We start from the raw sequence: 11,835 nt of genomic DNA, 5'->3' as shown, positions 1-11,835 counted from the left end.
AACGGATTCAACAAACTACAAAAACTAAAAAAAAACTATTCCATCAAAACGGATTCTGATGTTAGTACATTCAATTCCATCATGCATTTTTTCATCATCTGGTAGGTTCTTTCAATATCGTTGTCTAAACCTATAGAAAACCGAATTAAACCATCAGTCAATCCCATTTCTATTTGTTCTTCCATAGGAATTTCGCTTGAAGTAGAAGTTCCTGGTGCACTAAACAAGGTTTTGTAAAACCCTAAACTTACTGCAAGATATCCTAGATTTTTTGCCTGCATCAATTCCATTAGTTTATTGGCTTTCGCCAAAGTTCCAACATCCAGTGTCATCATTCCGCCAAAACCATATTCCGGATTAATCATAGTGGCATACAATTCATGACTCGGGTGACTTTTCAATCCTGGATAAACTGTTTTTAGTCCGTCTTTTTCAAAACGTTCCGCCAAATACATTGCATTGTAACTGTGTTGCTTCATTCGGATATGTAGCGTACGCAAGTTTTTCATCACACTGGCCGAACGCAAACTATCCATTGTTGGGCCTAATAACATGCTGGCGCCACTATTCACATTTTTTAAACTATCAATAAATTCCTGTGAAGCACAGGTTACACCGCCCACCGTATCACTGCTTCCGTTGATGTATTTCGTTAAACTGTGAATCACAATATCAGCCCCTAATTTTGCAGGAGAAACGGATAATGGTGAAAAAGTATTATCGACCACCAATTTCAAATTGTGTTTTTTTGCGATTTTTGCCAAACCGGCAATATCAGCCACTTCCAGTAAAGGATTGCTCACCGTCTCACAGTACAAAACTTTGGTTTCGGGAGTAATGGCAGCTTCCACAACGTCTAATTTCGTAATGTCAACAAAAGTGGTTTTGATACCTAATCTCGGCGTAAAATTCTTCAAGAAAGCATAGGTTCCGCCATAAATAGTTCTGCTCGAAACGATATGATCTCCCAAACCGCACAATTGCAATAACGTAGGCGTAATCGCTCCCATTCCTGATGCTGAGACGTTGGCTGTTTCTGTTCCTTCCATTGCTGCCAATGCTTTGTCTAGATACAAATTGCTCGGCGAGGAATGACGAGAATACAAATAACAGCCTTCCATATTACCTTCAAAAGTATCAAACATGGTTTTTGCCGATAAGAAAGTATAGGTTGAGGAATCAGAAATCGATGGATTTACACCACCAAATTCACCAAAGTACTGTAAATCCTGAATGTTGTCTGCGGGATTGAAATTTTTCATAATTATTTTTTAGTGTTATTTATGCTGAATTTATTTCAGTATCTGAAGCTATTCCTGCTATTCGCTATATCTTTTACTTTTTAAAGAAAAAAGTAAAAGTATGCCGCTTCTATCAGGGCTAGGGGATTTCGTTCTTTGATAAAATCTATTCAAAATAACATTGTTCTAGATTAATAATCAATTATGCTATTAAATATTAGATTTTAAAACTATAAAATATAAATAATGTAATTTAATTTTCTAAATTAGCTTCTTAAATAAGAATTTTATAGATTATTTATCCATTCCAATTTTTCAATAAAATGACATTAGATTCAATAGATAAAAAGCTGCTTTTTTTATTACAATCCGACAGTAAGAAAACCACCAAAGAACTTTCCTTAAAACTGAATCTTTCGGTAACTGCGGTTTACGAACGAATTAAAAAACTGGAAAGGGAAGGGATAATCGATAAATACGTTGTGTTAGTCAATCGTTCTAAAGTCGAGAAAGGTTTTGTTGTTTTTTGTCACCTAAAATTGATTCAGCATACCAAAGAGTTTATCGCTAAATTCGAAAGTGAAGTGGTTAAATTAAAGGAAGTTTTAGAATGCCATCATGTGAGTGGCGATTACGATTATATCCTGAAAATAGTGGTAAAAGACATGGAAGCTTATCGAGAATTTTTGGTTACAAAACTCACCACATTACAACATATAGGAAGTACACGCAGTACATTTATGATAAGTGAAGTAAAAAGTACGACAGTTGTCGATATTTAGTATATATGCCAATTTAAGTAGGTATTTAACGATATGTAAATGCTAATTGCTAAAAATTCATAACAAAAAACCTTGGAAATTAAACTTTAAACAAAACTTAATTCCTTAATTTTGTGCAACATTTTATAAAAACACAATAAAAAAATATACTATGAGTTCATTTGACGTAGTCATTATAGGTTCTGGACCAGGCGGATATGTATCAGCAATTCGTTGTGCGCAGTTAGGTTTCAAAACAGCAATTATCGAAAAATATTCTACTCTTGGTGGAACTTGCCTGAATGTAGGTTGTATTCCTTCAAAAGCATTGCTTGCTTCTTCTCATCATTACAGTGAAATTGCTCATTTTGCAGATCACGGAATTGAAGTTTCCGGAGAAGTAAAAGTGAACCTTGAAAAAATGATTGCACGCAAGCAAGCCGTTGTAGATCAGACTTCGGGTGGTGTAAAATTTTTAATGGACAAAAATAAAATTACAGTTCTGGAAGGATTGGGTTCATTTGTTGATGCTACACATGTTGCTGTTGCAAAAGCGGATGGAACTTCTGAAACTATCGAAGCTAAAAATATCATTATCGCTACCGGTTCAAAACCATCTTCTTTGCCATTTATCAAAATTGATAAAGAAAGAATCATCACTTCAACCGAAGCTTTGAAACTTAAAGAAGTACCAAAACATTTGGTGATTATTGGTGGTGGAGTAATTGGGATTGAATTAGGTCAGGTGTATTTACGATTAGGAGCGCAGGTTTCTGTTGTAGAATATTTAGACAGAATTATTCCAGGAATGGATGCTTCATTGTCTAAAGAATTGACTAAAGTATTAAAAAAACAAGGCATGAAATTCTACGTTTCACACAAAGTGAAATCAGTGGAAAGAAATGGCGAGGGCGTTGTGGTTCAAGCTGAAAATGCAAAAGGAGAAACAATTACTCTTGAAGGAGATTATTCATTAGTTTCTGTAGGACGTCGTCCTTATACTGATGGATTGAATGCTGATAAAGCAGGCGTGAAAATCTCGGATAGAGGAATGGTAGAAGTAAATGATCATTTGCAAACTTCAGTTCCTAATATCTATGCAATTGGTGATGTTGTTCGTGGAGCAATGTTAGCGCACAAAGCAGAAGAAGAAGGAGCAATGGTTGCTGAAATTTTAGCAGGTCAAAAACCACATATTGATTATAATTTGATTCCTGGTGTTGTTTACACATGGCCAGAAGTAGCTGCTGTAGGACAAACTGAGGAGCAATTGAAAGCAGCTGGTGTAGATTTTAAATCAGGTAGTTTTCCTTTCAAAGCTTTAGGACGTGCTCGTGCAGGTGGTGATTTAGACGGATTTGTAAAAATTCTAGCTGACGCAAAAACGGATGAAGTTCTAGGAGTTCATATGATTGGAGCCCGTTGTGCTGATTTAATTGCTGAAGCTGTTACTGCAATGGAATTCAAAGCATCTGCTGAAGATATTTCAAGAATGTCTCATGCACACCCAACATTTGCAGAAGCAATAAAAGAAGCTGCATTAGCCGCTACTGATAATAGAGCTTTACATGTGTAATTAAAAACACCTCTTTTATAAAAATAAGAAACCCGTCTCCTATTAAAACGAGACGGGTTTCTTGATTATAGGACTAAAAATTATTTAGCAGCAAATACACTTTTATAATTTTCCCAATGACTAAAGATTAAAAAGATATTTCCAAAAAACACAAATAATGCAATTGGTAAATTTTCTGGTGTTAAGAAAAAATTGATCAATAGTATGTTTAAAGTAACAGGTAAAATGATAAGATTGGCCAAGGTCACATAGCGTCCGGTGATAAATGATAATCCACAAAGAAATTCCAAAGATTTTGCCAAAGGCATCAAATAAGTAGAAGCCATTAAACCAACATTAAATGCCTTGAAGTTTCCAGTCGTTTCGGCCTCAGGAGATAAATGTAAAAAAAAACTAATTGAGGTGTAAAGGAAAAGGAGTCCAAGTAAAGATCGAATAATAATGATTGCAATTTTCATGATATATGGTTTTATAGGTTACACATTAAAAATTTACTATCGTTGGCATAGTACTTTCATTTCTAAACAAGATTTCAAATTTGGTACTCCTCTAAATCAGCTGTACCATCATATTCATCCATCATCTTGTCGTTTTATAAATAGCCAGTATCAATTGCATTTTTAACCATTTCATCTCCTTTTCCGCTGCTTTCAGTATCACTAGCAATCAGTTCTTCTAGTATTCTTATCTGTAAATTTTCAATGAAATTTAAAATCAATTTCCAGTTTTGACAACCATTATTTACAAATATTTCCTAATTCATCTGAATGAATTTTTAAATTATTATATAAAGATAATTAATTTTTTGACACGAAAACGATTGGTTTTTAACAGTTTTAATTTTATTTATGCAAATATTTCTTATAAACAATGAAACTAATAGTTCCAATTAACAGAATTGCCCAAAGATTGAAGATAAAAATAATTATTTCTTTAAGCATATACCAACCATTTTTGAGCGCATCCAGGATTTCGATTCCTATATTCGTTTGATAGTTGTTTTTATCTTTAGTATTAGTAATTTTTTCCTGTTTTAGGGATTCAGGCTGGTAGATTTGTACTTTTATTGTACTTAGATTTACTTGGTCTTGCAAGGATATGTTTTCGATTGTACTGGAATCATTTTGTTCCTTTTGATTCTCTAAATCACTTTCGGCGATAGTGATGTCATTTAGTTTTCTGCCCTTAGTATCAATGGCTTTTTCCAATCGTTTTTGATGATTTGCTTTCCTGTTTTGTGTCAATTGGTTTTTTATCATTTGTATGGAAACATCATCTGCTTTTATCAGCCGATAATCTAAAAAGGCAATTTGTTTTGTAATCACTTTTATTAGGGTGTCGAGCTTCGTATTTGGTACTCGGATGGTAATGCTATTTTCTACTGAAAACTTTGTAGTTTCCAGAATACTGTCTTGACTTATTTTGGTTTCAATTTGGTCTGAAATAGTACTTTGTAAATTAGTATAGGTAACATATCCTCCAAATTTATTGGTTGCGTTTTCGATAGCATATGTCGATTGTGGTACATTTTTTACTTTAAATTTAAGGTCGGCAGTTCGAATAAATTTTCGATTATCTCCTTTTTTCTCAACTGCTGCTGATGAAGAAATAGCATCAGTTACTTTGGTTGATGATTCGAGTGCTGCATCTTCTGCTGGAGCTTCCCCTTTTTTACAGGAAAATAATAATGCCATGATTACGAATGATACTACGCTTAATTTTACAATTGTTTTCATAGGGAATTGATTTTAAATATTGATTAAAAATGATTTACTTATTGCAGGTAAAGGAGTTATTTTATTAAAAAGGGGTAAGTAATTTTTTTATCAATAGCCGGATCAATTTATGGAGGTAAAGTCATTCTTTTTTGTAATAAAAATCGTGCCATTAATTTTTGGAAACTGCTTCTTGGTTGGAAATTTTTTATTGTAATTTTGAATCCTAAAATAAATCGTTTTTGAGAGTTTCAATTTATAAGCAAATTTCCGATCCGGCAGCCTTCAAACAGCAACTTTTACTTTGGTCGCAACAATTTCGTGAAGTCATTTTCATGGATAGTAATGATTATCCGCAAGGATATTCCAGTTATGATTGTCTGCTTGCAACAGATGCTTTTACTTCCATAAAAACAGATTATCACAATGCTTTTGAAGATTTAAAACAATACCAGCAAATTACCAGAGACTGGCTTTTTGGTTATTTATCGTATGATTTAAAAAATGATGTGGAGCAATTGCAATCCAATAATTTTGATGGACTGGGTTTTCCGGATTTATTTTTCTTTCAACCTAAGAAATTATTTTTATTGAAAGGAAATGAACTCGAAATCCAATACCTCAATATGTGTGACGATGAGGTCGACGAAGACTTTGATAAAATAAGTATTCAGTGTCCAGTATTCAGTGTTCAGGACTCACAAATAACGATTCAGCAGCGAATTTCAAAAGCCAATTATCTTGAAAAAGCATCCGAAATAGTAGAACACATTCACCACGGAGATATTTACGAAGCTAATTTTTGCATGGAGTTTTTTGCAGAAAATGCAACTATTGATCCAATTGAAAAGTTTGTAAAGCTGAACGAAATTTCTCTTCCGCCATTTGCCGTTTTTTTCAAGAATAACAAACATTTTTTGCTTTCAGCTTCTCCGGAACGCTATTTGAAAAAAGAAGGAGAACTGATTATTTCACAACCAATTAAAGGAACTGCAAAACGATTTTCGGATCCTGTAGAAGATCAAAAATCGAGAATCCAATTGGCTTTAGACCCAAAAGAACGTTCCGAAAATATTATGATCACGGATTTAGTTCGCAATGATTTGTCGCATACCGCACAAAAAGGTTCTGTAATGGTAACAGAATTATGTAAAATTTATTCTTTTTTGCAAGTGCACCAAATGATTTCTACGGTTACTTCAAAATTAGATCATCACTATACTGCGGTCGATGCTATAAAAACCACTTTCCCGATGGGAAGTATGACTGGAGCGCCAAAAATTTCGGCAATGAAAATTATCGAAAATTTGGAAGAAACAAAACGCGGTTTGTACAGTGGGGCAGTAGGGTATTTTACGCCAAGTGGTGATTTTGATTTCAATGTGGTAATCCGAAGCATCTTGTACAATCAGGAAAAGAAATACGTTTCTTTTTCAGTGGGAAGTGCCATAACATCACAATCAATTCCGGAAAAGGAGTATGAGGAATGTTTGCTTAAAGCCAAAGCTATGCGAGAAGTTTTAAGCTAAATCAAAATGAATTAATTACTTTTGAATATGCTACAGAAATTCCAAAACCATCTTCTTCAAAATTTTCAGTTTTTGAATGGAAAAAAACTGCTTCTTGCCACAAGCGGCGGTATTGACAGTATGGTTATGGTGCATTTATTTCAGCAATTAGAATATAAAATTGGTATCGCACATTGCAATTTTCAACTTCGCGGAATGGAAAGTTTTGGTGATCAGGATTTTGTTCAGGAATATGCTCTCGCAAATGATATTCAGGTATTTATAACACAATTTGATACCAAAGTATTTGCTGAGGATTATAAGCTTTCTACTCAAGTTGCCGCTCGCCAGTTGCGTTACAACTGGTTTTATGAATTATTGGAAACCGAAAAATTCGACTATATTCTCACCGCGCATCATGCTGATGATAATTTAGAAACCTTTCTCATCAATCTTACACGAGGAACGGGATTAGATGGTTTAACTGGAATTCCGGAACAAAATGAAAATGTGATTCGGCCATTTTTATTGTTTTCCCGAGAAGAAATTGAAGCGTACGCTAAAGAAAATACGATTCAGTGGCGAGAAGACAGCAGTAATGCATCCGATAAATACCTTCGAAATAAAATTCGTCATCATGTAGTCCCGATGTTAAAAGAATTAAATCCAAATTTCCTTGCTTCTTTTCATAAAACGGAAATATATTTGCAGGAAGCACAAGCTATGGTTGAGGATGCGGCTATAATTGTATATCAACAAGTGGCAAAGCAAGATGAGGAAAACATTCATTTTGATTTGAATCAATTGATGAAATTGCCCAATTACAAATCGTATTTGTACCAATGGCTGAAAGAATTTGGATTTTCGGCATGGGAAGATATTTATGATTTGGTTGAAAGTCAATCGGGTAAACAGGTTTTTTCTCCGGAGTTTCGATTATTGAAAGATAGAGATTCGTTAATCCTAAGTCCGATAAATTTCGTAAATGAAAAGAAGGAATATTTAATTGAAGAAAATCAGGAAGAAGTTAATATTCCCTTAAAAATTTCCTTTTGTAAAGTAGCCGACATAAGTATCGTTTCAAATAAAACTATCTTTGTTGACGCCAATAAATTACAATTTCCTTTGGTTTTACGCCATTGGAGTGAAGGAGATGTTTTTCAGCCTTTTGGGATGGACGGTAAATCTAAGAAAGTGAGTAAGTTTTTCAAGGATGAAAAATTATCATTGATTGATAAAGAAAATACGTGGCTTTTATGTTCCAAAAATGAAATTGTTTGGATTGTTGGGATTCGTCAGGATAACCGTTCTAGAATAGAAAATGAAACACAAAATATACTTAAAATAGAATTAGAATAATGAGGAAATTACTATTTATACTTTTTGCTTTTTTTGCTTTTGCCAAAGGAAATGCCCAAATTCTTGATCCTGCAAAATGGACTACAAAAATTGAAAAAAAAGCAGAGAACACTTATTTGTTAACTTTTAATGTAGTTATTGAAAAAGACTGGCATTTGTATTCTCAATTTACACCAGATGGTGGACCACTGCCTTTGGAAATTCTCTTTAAAGATCAAAAAGGAAATTTTACCTTAGTTGGCAAAGCCAAAGAAAGTAAAACTACAACAGCTTTCAACGATGTTTTTGGGGTGAACGAAACTTTTTTTCATGATAAAGCTCAAATCCAACAAGAAATCAAGATAACAAATCTGAAGATTACTAAAATTGAAGCCGACTTGAATTATCAAGTTTGTAAAGAAGTTTGCATCAATTTAGAGAAAAAATTTACTTTTGCAATTCCATTAAATTCAAAAATTGCGAAGGAAGTTGCCTTTAAAACGGATACAGTAAAAGTTGACACAATAGTTTCAAAACCAGCAGTAAAACAAATCGTTGTTCCAGCGAAATCAGAAGTTGAAGCTGCAAAACCGGCTACTCAAAAAGGGTTATGGTCTATTTTCTTTATCGCTTTTTTATCAGGATTTGCCGCATTACTCACCCCGTGTGTTTTTCCGATGATTCCTATGACGGTGAGCTTTTTTACCAAACAAAGTAAAACGAAAGCAAAAGGGATTAGAAATGCAATCATTTATGGGATTTCCATTATATTTATTTATGTGGTATTAGGATTTTTAGTGACCTGGATTTTTGGTGCTGATGCGCTAAATGCGTTATCTACAAATGTCTGGTTTAATATAATATTCTTTGTTTTATTGATTGTTTTTGCGTCTTCATTTCTTGGGGCATTCGAGATTATGTTACCTAATTCTTGGGCTAATAAAGTAGACAATCAAGCCGATAGAGGAGGGATAATAGGAATATTATTTATGGCATTGGCATTGGCAATAGTATCTTTTTCTTGTACAGGACCTATTGTGGGGACACTTCTGGTTGATGCTGCTTCCAAAGGGGGTATTGCACCCATTATCGGGATGTTTGGTTTTTCATTGGCTTTAGCCTTACCCTTTATGTTGTTTGCCATGTTCCCGGGTTGGTTACATTCTTTACCAAAATCAGGTGGGTGGCTCAATACAGTAAAAGTAGTTTTGGGTTTTCTGGAATTGGCTTTGGCTTTCAAATTTTTATCGAATGCTGATTTGGTTTTACAATTGCATTTATTGGAAAGAGAAGTGTTTTTGGCGATTTGGATTGCTGTTTTTGGAGCATTAGCATTATATTTATTTGGAAAAATTACGTTGCCACACGATAGTCCTATGACGCATATTTCAGTAGGAAGGCTGTTAATGGGATTATTGGTTTTGACGTTTACCATTTATTTAATTCCGGGGCTTTGGGGAGCACCATTAAAATTGATTAATGCTTTTCCGCCACCAATGGAATACAGTGAAAGCCCAATGGGCTTTGGAGGTTCAGGAGTTAAAACAGCTACTGCCATTTTACCTGAAGGTGCCAAAAGTGGACCACACGGACTAGTTGTTTTTGATGATTATGAAAAAGGCCTGGCTTACGCCAAAACGGTACATAAACCTATTATGCTTGATTTCACTGGCTATGCCTGTGTGAATTGCAGGAAAATGGAAAATAATGTCTGGTCCGATATGCGTGTTTTTTCTATTTTGAATAATGAGGTTGTTTTAATTTCTCTATATGTTGATGACAAACGCGAATTACCTAAAAATGAACACTATATTTCTAAAACCACTGGAGCGGAAATTGAAACGACAGGTGATAAGTGGACCGATTTTATGATTTCGAAATATAAAACCAATACGCAACCTTTGTATGTTTTAACAGATTTCGAAGGAAATAATCTAAACACGGCTACACCAACCATAAGTTATGTTGGAGTAGATGAATATGAAAGTTGGTTAAAAACCGGAATTTCAAATTTTAAAAAATAAGAATTTTTACTATTTTTAAAATAAAAAAAACCTGTTCAAGTAATTGAGCAGGTTTTTTTTATGGTATGAAATTTTGATCAATTTAAATTAAAGGAAGTAATTAAAGTGAATTTATTTTTTGATTAACCACTTTTATTTCATCTAAATAAGTAAAATGTGTAGTTAGTAGTTTTTTTTATTCCTTTAATCGAAAATGTATTAAAAATAAGATTAATGTCTTCTTAATTATATAAATTAGTGTTTAAGTTGATGAATTTTAGTTGATTATGTAAATATTTTCTGTTTAATAATATTTATTATAAAAAGAGTTCAGCTAAAATAAATTAAAAAAATAGAAACCCCATTCTATTGATTTTGCATTTTATAGTTAGGCATATAGTATTCGTTATTTTATTATTTTAAATCAATAAATATGAAAACATTTCTACGTAAATCAGCATTTTTAACTATTGTTCTTTTTATTGCAAATATGGTTTTTGCAAATGCAGCTTTTGGACAGGCGACAGTTTCAACTGATTTACTGGATTATCCACCAGGATCAACTGCTATTATCACGGGTTCTGGTTTTAAAGCGGGTGAAGCGGTAACGCTTCTTGTGGAACACGTTGGGGAAGAACCTACGGGAACTGATCCTCAATATCACCAGCCATGGACAGTTGTTGCTGATAGTATTGGAAAAATTGAAACCTCATGGTATGTTCCGACAGTAGCGGAAGGTGATGCTCTCGGAGCAACATTTCTTTTAACTGCCGATGGAGCAACAAGCAGTTTGCATGCGGAGTGGACGTTTACTGATGGAGTTAATGATCCTTATTATTCAGTTGTTATCACTCCAATTGTTGGAAGTGTTGGTGTAAATAATAATTATATATTGACTATTTCTAATTTAACTGGGGGGACACAAAATGGAGTAATTGGTTCAATTAGAATTGCTATTCCAGCAGGAGTTGGTGTACCAATAATTACAAGTATTACGGCAAATGATCCGGGTCCAATAAATAGAAGTTCAAACTGGAGCCTAACTCAGACTTCTACATTATTAGAATTTAAAAATAGTGCATCTGGTGGAGGAGCTAGTGCCAATGATATTGATCCAGGTGGAACGATTGTAATTTCTTTTTCAACAACAGCAACAACTGTAGGTTCTAAAGCATGGAGTACAACCGCATATAGAGGTAATAATTTTACTAATTCAGGATTATTGTCTGGGTCACAACCAATAGTGACAGTATGTTCTCCAGTTAACGCAGTAGGTGTTATTGCCGGTGCGACAATTTTTTGTCCCAATCAAACTGGAGTTGCATATTCTATATCTGCTGTAAGCGGGGCTACAAATTATATATGGACAGTACCAGCAGGGGCAACGGTTACATCTGGACAAGGAACGACTTCTATAACTGTCAATTTTGGAACTACATCTGGTAATGTTTCTGTTACACCAAGTAATGTCTGTGTTTCGGGTACATCAAATAGTAAAACAGTCACATTAGATAATGTAAACCCCACAATTGCAACCTTAACAGGCATCAGTGTCAATGCGGATGCTGGTGTTTGCAGTTATGCAAGTTCTCAATTAACGAAACCTACAGCTGCAGACAATTGCAGTGTGTTGAGTGTTGTGGCCAGTCCAGCAAGTTTAGTGTTGGGATCCAATACAGTGACTTGGACCGTA

9 protein-coding genes are annotated in these 11,835 nt (G+C 34.1%); 6 read left to right on the top strand and 3 right to left on the bottom strand.

Annotated features, from left to right (window positions below):
* Positions 1-35: 35 nt before the first annotated feature.
* A complete protein-coding gene (locus ACM55H_RS05100; RefSeq protein WP_416835477.1) occupies positions 36-1,262 on the bottom strand; it encodes an aminotransferase class I/II-fold pyridoxal phosphate-dependent enzyme in 1,227 nt (408 codons plus the stop codon).
* A 302-nt stretch (positions 1,263-1,564) separates the two neighbouring features.
* Here ACM55H_RS05100 and ACM55H_RS05095 point away from each other — a divergent pair, with 302 nt between their 5' ends.
* Entirely contained in the window at positions 1,565-2,023 is a 459-nt protein-coding gene (locus ACM55H_RS05095) for an Lrp/AsnC family transcriptional regulator (RefSeq protein WP_416835476.1), read from the top strand.
* A 151-nt stretch (positions 2,024-2,174) separates the two neighbouring features.
* The gene (lpdA, locus tag ACM55H_RS05090) at positions 2,175-3,578 is read left to right on the top strand and encodes a dihydrolipoyl dehydrogenase (protein ID WP_039107801.1); all 1,404 of its coding nucleotides are present in this window, start codon (positions 2,175-2,177) and stop codon (positions 3,576-3,578) included.
* Between the two features lie 80 nt (positions 3,579-3,658).
* Here lpdA and ACM55H_RS05085 read toward each other — a convergent pair whose 3' ends face one another.
* A complete protein-coding gene (locus ACM55H_RS05085) occupies positions 3,659-4,036 on the bottom strand; it encodes a DoxX family membrane protein (protein ID WP_416835475.1) in 378 nt (125 codons plus the stop codon).
* A gap of 384 nt (positions 4,037-4,420) precedes the next feature.
* Positions 4,421-5,314 (bottom strand): DUF4349 domain-containing protein, encoded by an 894-nt coding sequence (locus ACM55H_RS05080; protein WP_416835474.1) that lies wholly within the window; start codon positions 5,312-5,314, stop codon positions 4,421-4,423.
* A gap of 221 nt (positions 5,315-5,535) precedes the next feature.
* Between ACM55H_RS05080 and ACM55H_RS05075 the strand changes: the two genes are divergently transcribed.
* The 4 genes from ACM55H_RS05075 to ACM55H_RS05060 form a co-directional block, all read left to right on the top strand.
* The gene (locus ACM55H_RS05075; protein ID WP_416835473.1) at positions 5,536-6,822 is read left to right on the top strand and encodes an anthranilate synthase component I family protein; all 1,287 of its coding nucleotides are present in this window, start codon (positions 5,536-5,538) and stop codon (positions 6,820-6,822) included.
* A gap of 27 nt (positions 6,823-6,849) precedes the next feature.
* Entirely contained in the window at positions 6,850-8,160 is a 1,311-nt protein-coding gene (gene tilS / locus ACM55H_RS05070; protein ID WP_416835472.1) for a tRNA lysidine(34) synthetase TilS, read from the top strand.
* Positions 8,160-10,163, top strand: a complete 2,004-nt coding sequence (locus ACM55H_RS05065; RefSeq protein WP_416835470.1) for a protein-disulfide reductase DsbD family protein — start codon at positions 8,160-8,162, stop codon at positions 10,161-10,163. The genes tilS and ACM55H_RS05065 overlap by 1 nt, the downstream gene beginning before the upstream one ends.
* 412 nt (positions 10,164-10,575) lie before the next feature.
* Positions 10,576-11,835 (top strand): hypothetical protein (locus tag ACM55H_RS05060; RefSeq protein WP_416835469.1); only part of this gene is annotated, 1,260 nt, incomplete at its 3' end.

It is taken from the genome of Flavobacterium cryoconiti (assembly GCF_048158645.1).
GTDB lineage: Bacteria > Bacteroidota > Bacteroidia > Flavobacteriales > Flavobacteriaceae > Flavobacterium > Flavobacterium cryoconiti.
This window is presented reverse-complemented; position numbering and strand designations above follow the sequence as displayed.